The 21,970-nt window shown below is 30.3% G+C and carries 17 protein-coding genes; 2 read left to right on the top strand and 15 right to left on the bottom strand.

The features are described from left to right. Nucleotides 1-3 precede the first annotated feature (3 nt). Entirely contained in the window at nucleotides 4-1,017 is a 1,014-nt protein-coding gene (pgl, locus tag BPEN_RS01725) for a 6-phosphogluconolactonase (RefSeq protein ID WP_011282885.1), read from the top strand. 1,054 nt (nucleotides 1,018-2,071) lie between these two features. Here pgl and ybgF read toward each other — a convergent pair. The 15 genes from ybgF to BPEN_RS01650 form a co-directional block, all read right to left on the bottom strand. Continuing rightward, nucleotides 2,072-2,857: a tol-pal system protein YbgF gene (gene ybgF / locus BPEN_RS01720; RefSeq protein ID WP_011282884.1), complete on the bottom strand. Its 786-nt coding sequence runs from the start codon at nucleotides 2,855-2,857 to the stop codon at nucleotides 2,072-2,074. A gap of 7 nt (nucleotides 2,858-2,864) precedes the next feature. Next, nucleotides 2,865-3,392, bottom strand: coding sequence for a peptidoglycan-associated lipoprotein Pal (gene pal, locus BPEN_RS01715; protein ID WP_011282883.1), 528 nt, complete (start codon nucleotides 3,390-3,392; stop codon nucleotides 2,865-2,867). Nucleotides 3,393-3,451: 59 nt separating this feature from the next. Next, the gene (gene tolB, locus BPEN_RS01710; RefSeq protein ID WP_041567563.1) at nucleotides 3,452-4,747 is read right to left on the bottom strand and encodes a Tol-Pal system beta propeller repeat protein TolB; all 1,296 of its coding nucleotides are present in this window, start codon (nucleotides 4,745-4,747) and stop codon (nucleotides 3,452-3,454) included. 143 nt (nucleotides 4,748-4,890) lie between these two features. Then, nucleotides 4,891-6,036, bottom strand: coding sequence for a cell envelope integrity protein TolA (tolA, locus tag BPEN_RS01705; protein WP_238374049.1), 1,146 nt, complete (start codon nucleotides 6,034-6,036; stop codon nucleotides 4,891-4,893). An 84-nt stretch (nucleotides 6,037-6,120) separates the two neighbouring features. After that, nucleotides 6,121-6,546 (bottom strand): biopolymer transporter ExbD, encoded by a 426-nt coding sequence (locus BPEN_RS01700; protein WP_011282880.1) that lies wholly within the window; start codon nucleotides 6,544-6,546, stop codon nucleotides 6,121-6,123. Continuing rightward, complete coding sequence (gene tolQ, locus BPEN_RS01695) at nucleotides 6,515-7,264, bottom strand: protein TolQ (RefSeq protein ID WP_011282879.1); 750 nt, start codon at nucleotides 7,262-7,264, stop codon at nucleotides 6,515-6,517. Before tolQ ends, BPEN_RS01700 begins: the two co-directional genes overlap by 32 nt. Nucleotides 7,265-7,641: 377 nt before the next feature. Next, a complete protein-coding gene (gene sucD / locus BPEN_RS01690) occupies nucleotides 7,642-8,523 on the bottom strand; it encodes a succinate--CoA ligase subunit alpha (protein ID WP_011282878.1) in 882 nt (293 codons plus the stop codon). After that, a complete protein-coding gene (gene sucC / locus BPEN_RS01685; RefSeq protein WP_011282877.1) occupies nucleotides 8,507-9,682 on the bottom strand; it encodes an ADP-forming succinate--CoA ligase subunit beta in 1,176 nt (391 codons plus the stop codon). The genes sucD and sucC overlap by 17 nt, the downstream gene beginning before the upstream one ends. 116 nt (nucleotides 9,683-9,798) lie before the next feature. Further along, entirely contained in the window at nucleotides 9,799-11,043 is a 1,245-nt protein-coding gene (gene odhB, locus BPEN_RS01680) for a 2-oxoglutarate dehydrogenase complex dihydrolipoyllysine-residue succinyltransferase (RefSeq protein WP_011282876.1), read from the bottom strand. Nucleotides 11,044-11,063: 20 nt separating this feature from the next. Beyond that, nucleotides 11,064-13,925 carry a 2-oxoglutarate dehydrogenase E1 component gene (locus BPEN_RS01675; protein WP_011282875.1) on the bottom strand — a complete coding sequence of 954 codons (2,862 nt, stop codon included), beginning with the start codon at nucleotides 13,923-13,925 and terminating at the stop codon, nucleotides 11,064-11,066. 200 nt (nucleotides 13,926-14,125) lie between these two features. Next, nucleotides 14,126-14,872 (bottom strand): succinate dehydrogenase iron-sulfur subunit, encoded by a 747-nt coding sequence (locus tag BPEN_RS01670; RefSeq protein WP_011282874.1) that lies wholly within the window; start codon nucleotides 14,870-14,872, stop codon nucleotides 14,126-14,128. Between the two features lie 16 nt (nucleotides 14,873-14,888). Then, entirely contained in the window at nucleotides 14,889-16,673 is a 1,785-nt protein-coding gene (sdhA, locus tag BPEN_RS01665) for a succinate dehydrogenase flavoprotein subunit (protein ID WP_011282873.1), read from the bottom strand. After that, nucleotides 16,674-17,021 carry a succinate dehydrogenase, hydrophobic membrane anchor protein gene (gene sdhD, locus BPEN_RS01660; protein ID WP_011282872.1) on the bottom strand — a complete coding sequence of 116 codons (348 nt, stop codon included), beginning with the start codon at nucleotides 17,019-17,021 and terminating at the stop codon, nucleotides 16,674-16,676. Continuing rightward, nucleotides 16,997-17,404 (bottom strand): succinate dehydrogenase, cytochrome b556 subunit, encoded by a 408-nt coding sequence (gene sdhC / locus BPEN_RS01655; RefSeq protein WP_011282871.1) that lies wholly within the window; start codon nucleotides 17,402-17,404, stop codon nucleotides 16,997-16,999. Before sdhC ends, sdhD begins: the two co-directional genes overlap by 25 nt. A 1,749-nt stretch (nucleotides 17,405-19,153) precedes the next feature. Continuing rightward, a complete protein-coding gene (locus BPEN_RS01650; protein ID WP_011282869.1) occupies nucleotides 19,154-20,812 on the bottom strand; it encodes a phosphoglucomutase in 1,659 nt (552 codons plus the stop codon). Between the two features lie 324 nt (nucleotides 20,813-21,136). On the opposite strand from BPEN_RS01650, the gene BPEN_RS01645 reads away from it, so the two are divergent. After that, nucleotides 21,137-21,901, top strand: a complete 765-nt coding sequence (locus BPEN_RS01645; protein ID WP_011282868.1) for an alpha/beta fold hydrolase — start codon at nucleotides 21,137-21,139, stop codon at nucleotides 21,899-21,901. Nucleotides 21,902-21,970 lie beyond the last annotated feature (69 nt).

The raw sequence follows: 21,970 nt of genomic DNA, 5'->3' as shown, positions 1-21,970 counted from the left end.
TATATGATACAAATTATTTATGTAGCGAGCCCGGAAAGTCAGCAAATTCACGTTTGGAAATTAGATAGTATTTATGGGCTACTAGAATTAATACAGGTGATATATACTCACGGACAGGCACAACCTATGGCTGTGCATCCTAATAAGCGATTTTTGTATGTTGGAATACGTCCCAATTTTGGAATTACTACTTATCGTATCGATCAGATAGGTTTGTTAGCGGATCATGGGACAATTGGGATCTTCAGTAGCCCCACTCATTTGATTAGCGACAAAAAGGGTGCGTTTTTGTATTGCACATCTTATAGAAATAACACGGTGAGTGTGATTCCTATAAGTATGTCAGGAATGCTTCTTGATAGCCCTATACAAATTATAGAAGGCCTGTTAGGGTGTCATTCCGCAAATATAGATAAATTCAAAAAATTACTTTGGGTTCCTTGTTTGAAGGAAAATGCTATTAGGTTATTTAACATAAATTCGTTTGGAATGTTGACATCATACGATCCATCTATTATTAAAATTAATGTTGGTTCTGGTCCGCGTCATATGATTTTCTGTGATTTCGATTGTTACGCATATGTCATTAATGAATTAACGAGTACTGTTGATGTTATAAAATATAATAATTTTCAAAAAATTCCAAGTATCGTTCAAACAGTAAGTATAATTCCTAAAAATATCAGCATTAACCGATGTTGGGCAGCTGATATACATATCACTCCTAATGGGCGTTGGTTATATTGTACTGATAGATCTATTAATATTATTAGTTGTTTGGAGATCTCTAAAAAGACAAAAAAATTAAAATTTGTTGGTTATCAACTCACTGAAGAACAGCCGCGTGGTTTTGCAATTGATTATCAGGGAAAATTTTTAGTGGTCGCAGGTCAAAAATCAAATTGTATCTCTTTATATAAGATTGATTCAGATAATGGAACATTAACTATGTTGTCTCGTTATTCATCAGGAAAGGGTCCTATGTGGGTTAGTATTATTACGTTGAATTGCAAATGAGTATACAACAAAATCATTCATTCTTACACGATGATGGTCATGTAAAGCATAATTTTTTATAAGTATGATTTTTTATGTACTTATAAATTAATAGTAAATTTATGTGAATATATTTGTATTTTATATATTCGTGTTAAGAATATAGAAGCCATAATCGGATAAAACTACCGTTTAAGTATGTTATTGGTAAAGTATAAAACAAGGTTTATCATTATACAATGATAAGATATTGGATTTTGTCTTATTATAAGTGTAATAAAAACACAAAAACTTTTGTTTTATTTTGTTATTTTACTATGTTTGTTCTATCAGATTTTTTAACTGATAATCTTCAAAATTTATAATTTACTTTTTAAGTAAATTGTATAATAGGGAACTCTGGAGGCGAATAATGCGAAAGATAGGATCTTTGTTTTTAAATTTGTTATGATTGTTTGTGATTATTTTTGCATTATGTAAGTGTCATGAATATTCATCTTGAGTAATTAAATCTACAGATTTTAGAAACATTTTAGATATATTAAATATTTTTTAAACAAAAGAACATTTACTTATTCTAAACATTTTTGTTGATTTTTTTGTGAGTAAAATGAGTGTACTCATATATCATATGAGTATATGTTTTGTTTAGTACATAAATTAGTTGATTTTTTTTAAATATTAAATATGACATTTAATATAATGAATTAGTTTGATTAATTGTATATGTGATAATATATATATTAAATTGTGATATCTACATACATAGAATTATATTTAGATTGTATTGTTTCTATTAAAAATATCTTTTATCTCCAGATATTTCATTTTGTATAGAATACAATAAGAATATTCATCAATAATAAATAAAATAACACCATTATAATTATAATGGTAGATTGAATCGCTGCAACTTGATAAATAATTGGGATTGCAGTGTATAAGGTTGTTGTTTTTGTTATTTTGGAAGAAAAACTTTATGTTTACTAGAATTAAAAATTCTAGTAAATTTTATTTGTTTTGTATTCTTTAATGTATGAAAGATAAAAGATTTATTTTGAACAATAATTCATTATTATGATAGGTGTATTAGACGTTTTTGAGCTTGTTTTGCTGCATTGCTGTTAGGATATAATTTGCCTACTTTTTTATATATTGTTTTGGCTTTGTCTTTTTGTTCTGTTTCTTGCATGATAATACCGATTTTTAATAATGCATCTGATGCTTTTAATGATTTAGGATAATTCTTTACGACTAATGCAAAATGCCGAGCAGCGTCATGTTTGTTGCCTTTGTTGTAGTAAAGCTGTCCTAGCCAATAATGCGAATTTGATTGGTAAATTGATTCTGGATGGTTTCTTATGAAATTCTGGAAAGCTTCTATTGCTTGATTATATTGTTTTTTTTCTAATACTAATGATACTGCTTGTTTATACGCAGTATCTACATCTATTATCATTGCATTATTTGTTTTTTTTGGTCTTTGAATGTTTGAGTGACTAGATAATTTATCAGGAATATTGTTAGAATAGTGTATGTTACGTTTATTTGAAATATTATTAGTATGTTGAGGTGATGCTGATTGGTTATTTATAATTTCTGATATATGATGTTGCATATCTTGAATATGTCCACGCAAGATATCAATATCTCGTTGATTTTCAGCTAATTGCTGTTGCATTTGAATTAAGCATTGACTATGTGCGTCATATATCTGATGTAATTGATTAATACGTTGATTGGTATCTATCTTATGATTTACATCTTTAGCATATACAATATTATTATTTGTAATATTAAAATATATCATCATTATGATGATTATATTTAATTTACATAGAAATAGTATATACTTAAGCATATGAATATTATTTATATATTAATACAACGCGTCTATTTTTAGAGTAAGCTTCTTCGTTTTGTCCTAATACAGCTGGTTTTTCTTTACCATAAGATATAGTTAACATTTGTTCAGATAATACACCTTTACTTTGGAGGTATGATTTTACAGAGTTAGCTCGACGTTCACCCAATGCAATATTGTATTCTGGAGTACCACGTTCATCAGCATGGCCTTCAATTTTAATATGTTGTAATGGATTATTATATAAAAAATTGGCATGGATGTTTAATGAGTAAAAAAAATTAGAAGGAATATCATATTGGTCTAAAGGAAAATAAATAACATTATTGGATTTTAATTCTTGTGTTTTTAATTGTATTTGTTCATCGATTACTCTACTATTTTTTATATTAGTATGATTAAAATGATTTAATTCAACTTTTTTTTGATTAGGAGTAACAGTATCGTACTGAGATAACGAAGAACATGCAGTTATTACTATGCTCACACTTATCGCGGATATTAGTTGTTTAAAAAAATTGTTTGGTTTCATTTATATATCCATTGTTCATTATTTTTAAATTGTTAATCGTAATGAAAATAGTTATTATCTTATTCTAAATGTAATGGAGACCAAGTTGGAAATCTTATATCTCCTTGATCTCCTTGTATATGAGCTTTAAAATGACCATCAATAGAGATTAATTCTAAATTGGATTTTGTTGTTAAATCCTTATTAATATTACTGTATAATACCATAGTATTGTTGGGCGCTATACTAGGAGAATCAGCTAACAGTGTATCTGTTAATATTTCTTCTTGTCCAGTTAATAAATTTAATTTAGCAATATTTTGTTTTCCTTGATGTCTATTAACCATTATTATAAATGTCCCATCTGAACTAACATTTGGATTTTGATTACTAGTATGTAGCCAAGATAATCTTTGAATTTCAGTAGTTTTAACATTAATTTTATATATTTGTGGACTGCCTCCTTGGTCTGAAGTATAGGCTATATTTTGATTATCCGGAAACCAACTAGGTTCGGTATTATTGTTCCTATTTTTAGTTAATTGTGTAATTTCTCCAGATTCTAAATCCATAATATATAAATTTAAACTACCTGTTTTGGATAAAGAAAAAGCTAGTTTTTTGCAGTCGGGAGAAAAAGAAGGGGCGCCATTATGGCCCGGGAAACTAACAATATTATTAACTAACCCAGTGTTTAATGCTTGAATAACAAGTTCTGAATGGCCGGAGGCAAAGGTAACATAAGCAATTTTTTTTCCATCTGGAGACCAAGCCGGAGACATTAATGGTTCTGTCGAGCGGCAAATTGAAATTTGATTATGACCATCGTAATCAGAAATATATAACTCATAGGGATAGTGATCATTATGAATGCGCAAAACATAAGCAATACGTGTACAAAATGCACCTTTTATACCGGTTAACTTTTCAAAAATTTCATTGCTTATAGCATGGGCTACATAGCGTAGCCATTTTTTTTCTACTGAATATTGATTTTCTGATATTATTAATGCAGGGTTGCTGGAAGTATCTATTAAATGATATGAGATAATGTAACTTTCATCGTAGTTTATATGTACTGTTCCTAATACAATAATATTAATACCCAGTTTCTCCCAAAAAGTTGGGATAACATCGGATACTTTAGTGGGTTTATGTGGTAAATATTCTACGGGAATAGTATTGAATTTGCTGCTATTGCGTAAGTCCGCGGCTATTATTGATGCTATATCTTCAATTGATATTGATTTGTTATACTGATTACTAACACATGTAAAAGGTATTACAGCAATGGGGTGCGCAGCATTTACTCCACATGTAATTTCGATATGCATATCTGCAAGTAACGCAGGTTTCCATAAAAATATAATTAACATTATTGATAAAGATACTTTTTGCAACCAGTGTGGTAGTTTATGAGTTTTTTTAATTATTAAATACATGAAAATTTTATAATGAAAATAGATTATTTAATGGACCAATATATTATTATTATTTTATAAATGTGTAAATATTTTGTTTATTGAGGAGAAAAATTTAATATTGTGTTTTTAAATATTTCGTAAATATCTGAATTTGGTGGTTTAGGAATTTTTGCTAATTTGGCGGCGATAATTGCTGCTTGGCATAAATCGTAATCTCCAGATATAGCGGTTACTGATAATAACGTGCCGTCAGGTGCTAATTTGATGCGTAGATTGCATTGTTTACCAACATAATACGAAAAGTTATAAAATTTTTGTTGTATTGATTCGCTGATCATACGCTTATATATATTAATTTCATTACTTTTAATCATTTCGTTTGAAATATTATTTTCATTATCATTTTTTTTTGTTGTCAAGTCTAATTTAGATTTTTTGTTATTTTCTATAGATTTTTTTTTGTTAATTAATGTATTCAGTAAATTATTGAGTTCGTTAGAGTCATGGGATTGATAATTTAATTTATCATGTATTAGTATATTTTTTTCTATAGTATTCTGACTTTTCTTTTTAGGGGTGTTGGGCGCTGTTGGTCCTGCCAATGGAGGCTGTGCTTCTGTTATTTTGAATCGATTTGATTGATCTTGACTTTTCTTTTTAGGGGTGTTGGGCGCTGTTGGTCCTGCCAATGGAGGCTGTGCTTCTGTTATTTTGAATCGATTTGATTGATCTTGACTTTTCTTTTTAGGGGTGTTGGGCGCTGTTGGTCCTGCCAATGGAGGCTGTGCTTCTGTTATTTTGAATCGATTTGATTGATCTTGACTTTTCTTTTTAGGGGTGTTGGGCGCTGTTGGTCCTGCCAATGGAGGCTGTGCTTCTGTTATTTTGAATCGATTTGATTGATCTTGACTTTTCTTTTTAGGGGTGTTGGGCGCTGTTGGTCCTGCCAATGGAGGCTGTGCTTCTGTTATTTTGAATCGATTTGATTGATCTTGACTTTTCTTTTTAGGGGTGTTGGGCGCTGTTGGTCCTGCCAATGGAGGCTGTGCTTCTGTTATTTTGAATCGATTTGATTGATCTTTTATGTTGTTGTTTTTTTCTTTTTTCGGGTTAGAGTTGTGAATGAAGGTATTAATTGAATTTTTGTTATTAGCTATTTTAGCAGTGTATTGTTGTTGTTTTTTTATTATATGTTTATATAGCAATAAAGAGACGATCACATGTACAATGATTGATATCATAACAGCAGATCTAAATTTTTTGTAATATCTATTAAACAAATTTAATAATTATCATCCAAGTTGTGTAAGAATATCGTTCCGTATTCAAACGGAAGGATTTGTTATCATTCCAATTGAATTTATACCGATCTTATTTAACAAATTCAATACTTTAATTATTTCGTCGTATTCTACAGTTTTTGAAGCAGCGATCAAGCACGTTATATTAGGAGCGATGTGTGTTTGATGACTTATTTCTGATGAAATTTGGTCTAAACGCACTTTCTCTACATGTTTAGTATTAATAATGAGATTATAGAATCCCATTCCTAAAATTTCAATAGTAATTATAAGTTTTTCATTGTTGATAATGTTTGGTGTTACTGGGCTATTTGGCAAATTTACTTCAAAGCTTTGTATCCATTTAGATGGTATCAACATAAAGATCATTAAAAGAACTAATAATATATCTAAAAACGGTATGATATTAATATCAGACTTAATCGTGTTTCTGATACGCTTTCTCTTCATATTGATTTTCCTTGTTTAGCGCAGAATCAATATTAAAAAAAATTTGATGATATAGAATCGTAATAAATTCTTCTATAAAGTTGTGATAATCTTGATCCATATTGTTTATTTGTGTAGTTAAGTAATTAAATGCTATAACCGCTGGAATCGCTACAAACAAACCAATTGCTGTAGAAATTAATGATTCAGCAATACCTGGTGCAACAATTTGCATATGAATCATCTGAGTGGCGACATTGTTAGTCGCCGTTGTTTTACCTAATTCTATAAAAACGTGTATAATCCCCAATACGGTTCCAAATAAGCCAAGATATGGACTAATGGATCCGATTGTACCTATTAATGGAATATAATCTTCTAACGATTTTAATTCTGTATTTATTGCAGTATGCATACTATCCAGTGTTCTAGACATCATTGTTTCAGGTGAACAATGTTTTGTTTGATATAACTTAGAAAATTCCTTAAAACCTACATAAAAAATTTGTTCAGCTCCATTTAATTTATTACGATGAGCTGCAGCTTTTTGATATAAACTAGATAAATCTATTCCAGACCAAAATTCGTTTTCAAATACTTTTAATTTTCTCTGTGCTGAACTTAGTACGAAGATACGATGGAAGATAATACTCCAAGATAAAACAGAAAATCCAATTAATATGAATATGCTAATTTGTACTAAAATATTAGTTTCCAAAAATAAGTCAAAAATATTCATACTAATTAATTCAAATTAAATATTGTATAAAGGGCATAACAATGTGTTGTTATCATAGATAATCTTTATTATTACGAAAGTAATTCAATTCCTAAGATAACATAATCGTACACACATAACAGTTATAAAAGGTAGTTCTTACAAAATAATCTTTTAATAACATGTAGTTTTTAAAAAATATATTATAATAAAATATTACTTAATTTTATCTAAAAAGTGAAATAAGATAAAAGTAAGAAGCGATTACATTATCCATTTTGGATATAATAAAAACAATATTAATCATGTCTCACTTACTATTACCATAATATAGGTAATATAGCTACTAATATTATTAGTAATGTACATGGCATATGCGTATATGTTATTTACATATATTATGTGTATTGTTGTTTATCAATAGATTTAATAAATTGGCCAATGTTAATAAAATTATTTACGATATGTACTCCTGATTGCGATAAAATCTCGTATTTTTCATGAGCAGTACTGCCAATGCCAGAAATAATAGCACCTGCGTGCCCCATACGTTTCCCTTTAGGAGCGGTAGTTCCAGCAATATATGCAATCACTGGTTTCTTAATATATTTATTAATATATTTTGCTGCTTTTTCTTCAGATCTACCTCCTATTTCACCAATCATTACCATTAATGATGTTTGAGGATCTTGTTCAAATAATGATAATATATCAATAAAATCAGAACCAAGTATCGGGTCACCTCCAATGCCGACGCATGTGGACTGACCCAATCCAAGGTCAGTTGTTTGTTTTACTACTTCATATGTTAAGGTACCTGATCTGGATATAATTCCTACGCAACCTGGGTTATGGATATCACTTGGCATAATTCCAAGTTTACACTGGCCTGGAGTAATGATTCCTGGACAATTTGGTCCAATCATACATGTGTTATGTTTTTTTAATTGTTGTTTTATTAATAACATATCCAATATTGGAATTCCTTCGGTAATACAAACAATTAATTTAATACCGGCATGAATTGATTCTAAAATTGCGTCCTTACAGAAAGGAGCGGGTACATAAATAATAGAAGTCGTCGCACTGGTGTTATTTATTGCCTCACCAACAGTGTTAAATATTGGCAATCCAAGATGGATACTTCCTCCTTTTCCAGGGGTAACTCCGCCTACTATTTTAGTACCATAATTTAATGCTTGTTGAGAATGAAAACTGGCGTGTTTACCAGTAAATCCTTGACAAATTATTTTTGTATCTTTGTTAACTAAAATTGACATTTTTTAAGTTCACCGCAGTTACACTTTGTTGAATTGCATAAATTAAATTATCGGTAACAATAATATTAAGTTTGCTATTAATTAATCGATTAGAACCTAATGTAGAATTATTTCCTTCTAACCGAGCCACAATAGGAATATGTTTTGTGGTATATCTGGCCAATGCAGTTATGATACACTCAGCGACTAAATCACAGCATACAATTCCCCCAAAAATATTTACAAGTATCGCTTGCACTTTAGCATTTTTTAAAATCATATTAAAAGCTGATATTATGCATTCTTTATTAGCACCTCCCCCGATGTCTAAAAAATTAGCAGGAATCCCTCCTAATGATTTAATTACATCCATAGTAGCCATTGCTAACCCAGCACCATTGACCATACAGCCAATATTTCCCTCCAAGGGAATGTAATTGATAAAATTCAGCATATCGATTGGTTTATTTATAGCGCATATATTTAACAATTCTGATTGTCTAAATATAGCATTACGATCTACAATCATTTTGGCATCTAAACAATAAAAATAATCATCATCAGTAATAGCTAATGGATTAATTTCAATTAACGTTAGGTCATGTTCCAGCAACATACGTGTTATGCTAACAATAATTCTGGAAAATTGATTTATTTTGGCTCCAGATAAGCCTAATTTACATGCTAATATCCGTCCTTGATACGGATATATTCCTACTGAAGGATTTATGACAATTTTGTGAATAAAATTAGGTGTTTTTTGTTCTGTAATTTCAATGTTCATACCACCTTGCGTAGAAGCCATACATATTATTTGGGATTCATCTCTATCAATTGATATGCTTAAATAAAATTCTTGAATAATTTTTACAGCTGGTTCTATTAAAATAGAAGTCACTAATTCCCCGGTATCGGTAGTTTGATATGTTATCAATCTATTACCAAGCCATTTATTAGCAAAAGATAATATATTTTTCGTGGAATGTACAAGACATACTCCTCCTGATTTCCCGCGCCCTCCTGCTCGCACTTGACATTTTACTACCCATGGGCCATAACCTATGCTATTTGATACAATACAATGCTCTATATCATTTATAGTAGCACATACAAAACCTTTCAAAACAGGTAAATTGTATTTTTCCATTAATTTTTTTGCTTGATATTCATATAAGTTCATAATATGTGATCGTACGTATTGTGATTGCTTAAGATTAAGATAATAATTTAGTTAATATAATGTATTAATTTATTAAAAATATAAGAATATAAAAAATATTTATATATATTGTGTTATTATATTTCTAAAAACAAGCGTGTTGGGTCTTCTAACAACTCTTTGATATATACTAGAAATCTTACCGAATCTTTTCCATCTATTAATCTATGATCATATGATAATGCTAAATACATCATAGGTAATATTACTATCTGCCCATCTTGAGCTATGGGTCGGTCCTTTATTGCATGCATACCAAGAATTGCGCTTTGTGGAGGATTAATGATAGGAGTAGACATTAATGACCCAAAAACTCCACCGTTAGTAATGGTAAAATTACCTCCGCTTAATTCTTCAATTGTTAGTTTACCGTCTCTTCCTTTTTCAGCCAAAGATTTTATATTTTTTTCTATGTCAGACATGCTTAATGTATCGATATCTCGTAACACTGGAGTAATTAAACCACGTACTGTAGATACTGCAATACTTATATCAAAATAATGATAATATACAATTTCTTCTCCATCAATAGATGCATTAATTTCAGGAAAATGTCTCAATCCTTCTAAAACTGCTTTTACATAAAAAGACATGATTCCTAATGTAATTCCATAACGTTTTTCAAATAATTCTCCATATTTTTTTCGCAGTTTTATGATGGGTTGCATGTTTACTTCATTAAAAGTAGTTAACATAGCTGTAGTTTTAGTAACAGCTAATAGGCGTTCTGAGATTTTTTTTCGTAATCGATTCATTACAATACGTGTTTCTTTGCGATCGTTTTTTGTATTTTGTATGTGATGATGCGCTACATTTTCATTATTTTGTTGATTAGTATAATGTAATTTTTTTTCGGAATGAATATGTGACTCTATATCTTGACGAGTTAGACGTCCTTTTATTCCACTGCCTTGAATATTTGTTAGCTGTAAATTATGCTCTGTCATTAATTTGCGAATAGATGGAGTTAAAATGTTATGATTTTTGTTATCTCGGGTAAGAATATGTTCTTGAGATGCTACTGATGTAATAGATTTTTGATCTTGAAATATTTTTTTTGTATCTTTTTGGGAAACGATATGATCAATATTTAGACGGCCTAAAATTTGGCCGGATACTACTGTTGATCCCTCTTGTTCTGAAATTGATTCTAAAATTCCTGTGTTTGGAGCGGGAATTTCTAACATAATTTTGTCTGTTTCTATTTCCAGTAAAATATCATCTTGTTTAACTGTATCTCCTGATTTTTTATGCCAAACAGCAACAGTAGCGTCTGCAACCGATTCTGGTAAATTCGGAACCACAATGTCAATACTACTCATTTTCTATCCTTTTTAAAAAATTAATTTAGATTTAATGCATCGTCAATTAATTTTTTTTGTTGTTGTTGATGCACTGAAAAATATCCTACTGCAGGTGCAGCAGCATCAGGACGTCCTATATAATTTAACGTAACATTTTTAGATATTATGTTATGAAAACAATGTTGTATGTAATACCAAGCTCCTTGATTTTTAGGTTCTTCTTGACACCAAGTAAAATCCTGTACATTCGAATAAGAAGCTAAAATAACCTGTATATTTGTATAAGGGAAAGGATATAGTTGTTCAATGCGAATAATAGCTATGTTATATTGTTCGTTTTTACGTCGTTGAATTAATAAATCATAATATACCTTTCCAGAGCATATTATCACACGTTTGATTTTATTTGAAACGATATTATCGTCTATTTCATTCAAGACCGTTTTAAATGATCCGTATGCTAAATTTTCTAATGAAGTAGTTACTACGGGATGTCTTAATAGAGACTTTGGTGATATAATAATTAGTGGTTTTTTACAATTCATATCACATGTTGCTTGTTGACGTAATATATGGTACATTTGGTCTGGGGTGGAAGGCACACAAACGTGTATGTTATGTTCAGCACACAATTGTAAATATCGTTCCATACGAGAAGAAGAATGTTCCGGTCCTTGTCCTTCATATCCATGAGGTAAAAGCATTACTAAACCGCATAATTGGCCCCATTTTTGCTCACTGGAACTAATGAATTGATCGATAACAATTTGCGCTCCATTAGAAAAATCTCCAAATTGTGCTTCCCAAATAATTAGCATATTATTTGCCAAACTGGCGTAGCCATATTCAAATGCTAAAGCTGCTTCTTCGGATAACACTGAATCCCAGATAAAAAGAGATCCTTTTTTATTTTCTTTTGTATTAATAAGGTGCATTAAAGGGATATATTTCGTACCATTATTTTGATCATGTATTACAGCATGTCTATGAAAAAAAGTTCCTCGAGCAGCGTCTTCTCCAGATAAACGAATAGAAATTCCTTGATCTAATAAAGTAGCGTACGCTAGCATTTCTGCCGCTCCCCAATCAAACAGTCTATTACCTAAAGCCATCTCTATTCTTTCATGATAAATGTTTTTTACTCTAGAGTGCATAGCGATACTTGATGGAATATCACTGATACGATAGGCTAAATTTTTTAAGTATTGGATGTTTATTTTGTTAGAATGTAGAACGTTTTTATTTTTATGTAAGCTATTTGTATGTAAAGAAGCGCGAATATGTATCGGTTTCCATTTATTCAGAACACAACATTTTTTTTCCAATGTTTCACGATATGTATTAATCATTTGAGAAATTTCATTTGTATTTATAATTCCAGTTTTATTTAAAAAATCAGAATAAATATTAAGTAATGTTGGATGATTACGAATTTTTTTATACATCAGAGGTTGAGTAACACTTGGTTCGTCAGCTTCATTGTGTCCATGCCTGCGGTAACATACTAGATCAATTATTACATCACGTTTAAACACACTGCGAAAATTTAATGCGGCGCGAGTAACATAAACGACTGCATCTACATTATCTGCGTTAACATGGAATATAGGGGCTTGTATCATTTTTGCGATATCTGTACAATGTTGAGTAGAACGAATGTCGTGGATATTTGATGTTGTAAATCCCACTTGATTATTAATAATAATATGTACCGTGCCGCCTACATCATAAGCACGAGTTTTAGACATGTTAAAAGTTTCTTGAACGATGCCTTGAGCGCTGATTGCTGCGTCCCCATGAATTGTAATTGGGAGCACGATATTACATTTTTTTTCATCATGATGAATCGATTCTTTAAGCAACTGATCAATCCGCGCTCGTGTGCATCCCATGACTACTGGGCTAACAATTTCTAAATGAGAAGGATTACACAGTAGAGATAAATGTATGATCTCTCCATTCACTGTAATATCCGAATAAAATCCTTGATGATATTTTACATCGCCACTACCGCAAGGAGTACGGTGTTTATTAGAAAATTCGTCAAATAAATCTTGAGGATTTTTACCTAAAATATTAACTAATACATTTAGACGACCACGGTGAGCCATACCTAAAAATATTTCTTTAATGTTATGATGACAAACGGAGTAACGTATAATTTCTTTTAGCATAGGGATTAAAACATCCCCCCCCTCTAATGAAAATCTTTTAACTCCTGGAAATTTTATTCCTAAATAACGCTCTATTCCTTCTGCCGAAACAATTTCTTCGAGAAATTGTTTTTTCTCTTCACTATGAAACTTAAACATTCCCTCTGTGGATTCAAAGTGATTTTGAATCCACAGTATTATATTTATATCAAGAATATGCATATACTCAATGCCTATAGGACCACAATAAGTTTTTTTAAGAAATTCATATATTTCTAATAAGGTCATTGATTCTTTGTGTATTCCAAAATGGGTTATATCGAATTTTCTTTGAAGATTTTGTAAAACGAAATTATAACTCTCTAAGTCTAAAAGATAGTTTTTGTATTCACTGTTCCGTAACTGTAAAGGATCTAATGCGGCGCATTGGTGTCCATATATTCTGAAAGAATTTATTAATTGTAATATCTGTATATAAGTAATATCACTACAAGTATTATCTTGTGCATGTGAATCACGAGATGCGATGTTGTATTCTAATTTAGAATACGTGTTATTTTTTAAATTATCAGAATATTGATTGTTATAATTGCTTTCAACAGATAATTGTTTAAAAACTTCAATCCAACTAGAATCTATGGAATTGGGATTTTTTAAAAAATCTTTATAAATTTGTTCTATATAAGATTGATTATTTTTTGATAAATAAGAAGAGTTTAACCAATTTTTCAGTGTGTCACTATACATTCTAAAATCCTTGTATTTTATTACATTTATTTTTAAAACACTCGACATCAAGTAATTAGTTTAATACAGTATTTGCTATATTATAAATAATCGGTTTTAATTTTATTAGTTACTATAATCATGCATAGATATATTTCATTTTATTTGGACTGTTGTTTGTGTATTGTGTTAAATTGTGTTTTATAATTATTGTTGTTCTCTTAAATGTTATGTATGCCAATTAAATTTTTTGCTAATATTCGTTTAATATGACCTATAGCCTTGGCTGGATTTAACTTTTTAGGACACACACTAACGCAATTCATAATGTTATGACAACGAAAAATACTAAAAGAATCTTGTAAGAGTTCCAAGCGTTCTTGATCGTTAGTATCGCGGCTGTCCATCAAAAAGCGATATAAGGTCAATAATCCAGCAGGGCCAATAAATTTATCTGGATTCCACCAAAAAGAGGGGCAAGCACTAGAACAACATGCGCATAATATGCATTCATACGATCCATCTAATTTAGAACGTTCTTCTGGAGATTGTAAATGTTCGTGAAGAAATTGAGGTTGTTGATTGGAACGCTCATGTATTAAAAATGGTTGTACTCTTTCATACTGAAGAAAGAATTGACTCATATCTACTACTAAATCACGAATTATTGGAAATCCAGATAATGGACGTACTACAATTGCATTTTGATGATTGCTATCATATAATTGCTTCAATGAAGTAATGCATGCCAGATTATTTGTGCCATTAATATTCATTCCATCAGAACCACATACCCCTTCTCTGCAAGAACGCCGAAATGTTAAAGTTGGATCTTGTTCTTTCAATTTAATTAAGGCATCTAATAATGTCATATTTTTTGCATGTAATAAATTAAGTGTATAATTTTTCATGCAGGCATTTTTACTAATTTCAGGATGATAACGGTAAATGGAAAATTTAATTTGCATATTTAAACTCCATTTTTTAATAAACACGAGTTTTCGGAGGAAAAGGAGAACGAAATTTTGGTTGCATATTCACATTACGACGAATCATAATATCATTTTTTGGTAAATATAACGTATGACACAACCAATGTTTATCATCGCGCATAGGAAAATCATAACGACTATGGGCTCCTCTGCTTTCGGTTCTAAAAATAGCAGCCATAGCAGTTACATAAGCAGTTTCTAATAAATTATCTAATTCTAAGCATTCAACACGTTGTGTGTTGAATGTATAAGATTTATCTGATAAAACCGCGCAGTTTAATCGATTACGTATTTCTTTTAGTTCTTGTAATCCTTTCAGCATTTTTTGCTCTTCTCTGAAAACAGAGAAATTGTTTTGCATACACGACTGCAAATCTTGGCGTATTGTTACTGGATTTTCTGTTGCACCCGATTTATTATTATTATTATTCCAACGAATATAACGAGCTAATGATCGTTCTATATCAGAATCGGTAGGTCCGCGAGCCGGCCATTCTTCTTCTGATAAATACGCTTGTATATATGTTCCTGTAGCATGTCCGAATACGATTAAATCTAATAAAGAATTTCCACCTAGTCGATTAGCCCCGTGTACTGATACACAAGCAGTTTCTCCAACTGCAAATAAACCTGGTACTATCGTATCTGTACCCGCATTGTTTACAGTAATTACTTCTCCGCGCACTGTTGTAGGAATACCACCCATCATATAATGACAGGTAGGAAATACTGGAATTAATTCTTTTACGGGATCTATATAAGAAAAAGTACGCACTAATTCCAAGATACCAGGTAAACGTAATTCTAATAATTCTTTTCCCAAATGATCTATTTTTAATTTAACATGAGGACCGCATGTACCTGAATAACCTCGACCTTCTTGAATTTCCAACATAATTGCCCGAGCTACCACGTCGCGTCCGGCTAAATCTTTTGCATTAGGAGCATAACGCTCCATAAATCTTTCTCCTGCAATATTTAAAAGATATCCTCCTTCACCACGACATCCTTCACTTACTAAGATCCCGACACCAGCTATACCAGTGGGATGAAATTGCCACATTTCCATATCTTGAGCAGGAATACCTGCTCGCAACACCATGCCAATTCCATCCCCTGTGTTGATATGGGCATTGGTGGTAGATTGATAAATACGTCCTCCTCCTCCAGTTGCAAGTACTGTAGCACGTGCTTTAAAATATGCTAATTCTCCTGTTTCAATAGAAAAAGCAACACAACCAAGTATTCTTCCATCTTGATTTTTTACTAAATCTAATGCGTACCATTCTGAAAATATGGTTGTTTTGTTCTTCAAGTTTTGTTGATACAATGTATGTAATAGCGCATGTCCGGTACGATCAGCAGCTGCAGCAGTACGTGCTGCTTGTTTTTTTCCATAATATAAAGTTTGTCCTCCAAATGGACGTTGGTAAATACGACCATTTTTTAGTCTAGAAAATGGTAACCCCATATGTTCTAACTCCAGAACTGCTTTCGGTCCTGTTTTACACATATATTCAATAGCATTTTGGTCTCCTATGTAATCAGATCCTTTTACAGTATCATACATGTGCCACTGCCAATCATCTTCGTGATTATTACCGAGAGCAACCGTAATTCCTCCTTGAGCAGATACTGTATGTGAACGTGTAGGAAAGACTTTAGATATTAAGGCACAAGAAAACCCCATTTTAGAAACTTGTAATGCAACGCGCATACCCGCGCCGCCAGCTCCTATGACAATAGAAAAAAATTCTTTAACTGGTATCTGATGCATCTATACACTCCAAATGATAATCATCCCAAAAAATAAGTATGCGAACAATATAGAACCGGTTATCCATACTCCTAACTGCCTTAGCACAGGTAATGTTATATAGTCTTCTAGTATGTGGCGCATACCAATCCAAGCATGATTTAGGGCAGATAACAAAACCATGATACTAAATATTTTGGTGGTGTTTTTGCTAAAAAAATCGTACCATTTATCATAAGATAAGTTGTTAGCTGAAATAATAAAAATAGAAATATACACGATGTATAGCAACATCCAGACGGCTGAAATTCGTACTAGCAACCATTCGTACACTCCGTGATATTTCAAAATTGATTTAATGGATACCATATTAAAATTCCAATGAAAATAGATAACAAAATGGTTAATACAAATACAACTTTTGCGCTAATTTTTCCTATTAGTAACGTTTGATTTAAGCACCCAAAATCCATTAATATTTGACGGATACCAGCAATTATATGATAACTTAGTAAGATCGTAACTGTCCAAAATACAAACTGAAAAATGTAATGATTCATTAATAGAAACCGATGAATTTTGCAAAATTCATTATTAGAAGATAAAGATAATTTTAATATCCAAAGAATTGGACCAATTATTATGAATAACAGAATTCCGGAGATTCTGTGTAAAATAGAAGTAATAGCAGTAATGGGAAATCGTATAGTTCTGATATTTAAATATATTGGTCTTTGGTTTTTTTTGATCATATAAACGCTCTTAAATATATCACGGTAAAACATATGCTTGCACGCGACTCACGATACATCCTTAAAACATCATAAAACAAAAGATAATATATGATATAAAGACGGATTACTATTATAGTTTTATTCTATAAATACAATTATTATAAATATATACACATATATTATCTTTTGTTTTGATACCTCTAAATTACTTTAATCGATTCAGTATTATAACAAATGATTTGATTAGCATAATATCACATCCTGTATATTATTAACAATTTAATAATATTAAAAAAATTTAGAATTGAACTCAGTTTTTAATTTTCAAAAAGGGTATATATGTAATAATGAAATGAGGTAGATTGTAAATTTGTTTTTATCCTGATCAAAAAAAGATAATGACAAAAATAGTAGAATTTAAATTTGACAACACTTTACTCAAATTTTGAGTGTTAGTGTTTAATATCTTTTATGGCACCCTAAAGTTGAACAATGAATATACTAAATATTTATTAGTTGGATTAGATGTTATTATTCCGAAAGATAGTGTCGATAATTACCATGCGATCAAACGATAATAGCATTTAGATAATAAGAACGCTGTATTTCAACAATTATTTTTATTGCGAAAATTACACTGCTTTAGTCTTATTAAAGACTGATCCGTTTTATTTAATACAAGATAAATAAGTAAGAAAGTGTGGATATGTTATTTGTGATGCTGATATTATATGTTATTTTTTTTTGGATCTAAAAACTTATTTTTTACAATAAAATAATTGTTGAAATAACAGCATCCCTTGCGTCAATAGTATTGATGTTTTTACTTTTAAATAATGTGCTGTGTTTCAAAATAAAAATACTAAAATACAAAATAAGTTGTTTTTTGTATCGAGTTTAGTATGTATGGTCTTTGGTTTTTATGAATGCATTATTTATACAATTAATTTTAACATTAGCAACGAGTCTATATTCTATATCTACATATGTTTTAGCGTGATTATAAAGGGATTACTATGTAATTATATAAAATATATACTTGATTCTTAGGGTAATGATTTAGATCATATATGTGATCATTTCAACAAACCCCCCCCAAAAAATCTATTTATATATGAAAAATATTATTGATATATACATATATGAATATCTAAAAATAGCAATAACTATACTATCATAGGTGATGATAAATTGGATAGTCGCATACTCGAATTATGTGTTTATGTTGTTTGCGCATCAAATGTATCGAAGATAATAGTCAAATCATATATTTAATTTAAAATCATTTAAACAACTATTATATTACAATGCATTCTTCAGATGATTTGTATTGTATTGAATACAGTATTGGTTTAAAAAGCAAAGCTTTATCTAAGAATTATTTCAAAAAACATGATGTCGAATGCTTATATTTATAGCGATTTATTTTATAATAAGGAGTTATAAACATAAAAAATGTGTTTATTTTTATGAAAATACGCATTAATATTAATAATATTTAACGATATAGTAATTAATGACGTTGATGGTAATTGTATGTGTTTATATTTTTGTGCAAAAATAATGAACATAAATTTTGCCTTAAAATCCTAAGTGTTCATAATAATAACGTGCATTGCATATATTCTATATATAATGCAGATATAATTTTTTTATTTGTATCTATTTTGTATCCTTGTTATAAGGTCTTGTTAAATAACAATAAAGACTAATAATCTGTAATTATTCAATACTATTCATTCAATTTATTATCGTGTGTCTTTTATATTAAGATTGATTGATGATAGTATCGATGATACTTATTATTTCTTTTTCAATCTTTTTTCTATGAGAAACACTTAAAAAGCTTTCGCAATAAATTTTGTACACTGATTCAGTGCCTGATAATCGACACGCCACCCAACCATTGTGAGTGATGATTTTTACACCATCCATAGATATTTGATTTTTTAATGAACTCATATTTATGATTTTAGTAATAGGATCATCTGCTAATTCTGTCATATTAATCTGATTAAATAATGTGTTAGAGATAATGGATTTTTGTGTGTAATTAATAGGTAATTGAATACGATTATAATTAGATATACCAAAATTTTGAACCAATTGATCATAATACTTTTGTAAAGATTTATCACTAATAGCAATCATTTCAGCCGCTAATAGACACATAATTAGCCCATCTTTATCAGTAGACCATGGAGAGCAATAAAAATCTAAGAAAGATGCTCCTGCGCTTTCCTCGCCTACAAAACCGAATAAGCTATTAAATAATCCTCGTACAAACCATTTAAAACCTACTGGTACTTCTATCAATTGACGAGAGAGATCGTATGCTACGTGATTCATCATAATACTAGATACATAAGTTTTTCCTATGAATAGTGAACGATTACGCCACAATGGACGATTGTTAAAAAGGTAATGCGCTGCAATAATAAGATAATGATTAGGTTTTATTAAACCAATAGGAGTAATAATTCCATGTCTATCACAATCTGGGTCATTAACTAAAAGCAAATCAAAATTATCATGTGACTTTAATACTCCAGCCATTGCGAATTCAGAAGAGCAATCTAATCGAATACAGCCATCATAATCAAGATGTATAAAACCAAAAGTTTTATCAATTTTTTCACTGATTAAATTTAAATCTAATTGATAAAATTGGGCAATGTTTTGCCAATAATCTATACTTGATCCACTTAAGGGATGTACTCCCAGTTTCAAACCAGATGTTTTTATGGCTTGCATATCAATTATTGTAGATAGTTTTTTTACGTAATTTTGAATGAAATCTTGTGTGTGTATATAACCGCTTTTCCAAGCATTTTTCAACGTCATACGGCGTACGTGTTGTAGATTATTCACTAAAAATTTATTAGCGATTTGTTCAATTGTGCGAGTTATATTAGTAGGAGCTGGTCCTCCATATATTGAATTATATTTTATACCACCATCTTCAGGTGGATTATGGGAAGATGTAATGATGATACCATCAGCTTTTTTTGAATGATTATTATGATGATTTTTATTATATTGAGTGATAGCATGAGAAATAACAGGGGTTGGAGTATAACCATTATTTTTTTGAACAATAACATCGACGAAATTAGCCGCTAATACTTCAAGTACAGATATAAATGCTGGTTCAGAAAGAGCGTGCGTATCTTTTCCAATGTAACATGGCCCAGATATACCTTGTTGTGCGCGTACTTGTACAATCGATTGACTAATTGCTAATACGTGTGCTTCATTAAAACTGTATCTTTGAGAACTACCACGATGACCTGAAGTACCAAATACAACATTATGAGCGCCATTACTTGGATCGGGAGATAAAGTATAATATTGTGTTATTAATCGAGATGTATTAATAACTTCATTATGTGACGCTAGTTGTCCAGAATGGATATGATTCTTCATTCGAAAATCCCCTAAATTGATTATTTTATGAAATTTTAAAAATATTATGATATCATTTTCGTAGGGTCTACCAGGGTATTGAATTTGTGGTCTTTAATATATAAAGAAATATTAGAACATCGTTTTGATGACCACACTAGATTTAATTTTCGAAAATACTGATAATTCATAGGTATGCATTAGCAATGTTTAAATATTACGCAACAATAACAGCTATGTTTATTAAGTAGATAATCTAATGTATACAACCTACTAAATACACAAAATATTGTTTAGATCGTGATAAACAATATCTCAGTGTTATACTTAATAAGTAATTATGATATGCAACTTAATTATCGATTACGAATTCCTAAAACCGTATACCGCAGAACGCCAGTCATAATACTCCATGGACTTTTCGGGGATCTTAGTAATCTTGGGATTGTTGTAAAAAGCATAGCTCGATATTGTTATGTCGTGCAAGTTGACTTACGTAATCATGGTCGTTCTCCTCATGAACAATCTATGAATTATTTGGTAATGGCACAAGATATCTTAGATTTGCTAGATCATTTGTTAATAAACAAATGCATAGTTATTGGTCATTCAATGGGTGGTAAAGTTGCTATGACATTATGTATGTTGGCCCCCCAACGTATAAGCAAAATCGTGGTTATTGATATAGCTCCAATAAAATATAATCTACATAATCATGATAATATTTTTCATGCAATTGAACGCGTTAATATATCTGGAGTAAAAAATAGAAACGAAGCTGCACATCTTATGCGGCAGTGTTGTATCGACCAAACATTAATATTATTTTTACTAAAATCTTTCCATCAAGGATCTTGGGTTTTTAATTTTTCGTCTATTAGAAATAATTATATTCATATCAGTGATTGGAACACATACCAAACTTGGTGGGGTCCAGCATTGTTTATTAGGGGCGCATTATCTTCATATTTTGATGATCGTTATTTGCACGATGTTTACCATCAATTTCCCCAGGCGCACATTTGCATGATACCTAATGCAGGGCATTGGGTGCATTGGGATAATGCTATATATGTATTAAGTAGGATTAATGAATTTATTATCCATTAATTTTTAAATATATATTTTATTTGGTATTTTTGTAAAAATTTATGTAATCGTAAACAAATAATATTAATG

This window comes from Candidatus Blochmanniella pennsylvanica str. BPEN (genome assembly GCF_000011745.1).
GTDB lineage: Bacteria > Pseudomonadota > Gammaproteobacteria > Enterobacterales > Enterobacteriaceae > Blochmanniella > Blochmanniella pennsylvanica.
Note: the sequence above shows the minus strand (reverse complement) of the source record. Positions and strands in the feature narration are given on the sequence as shown.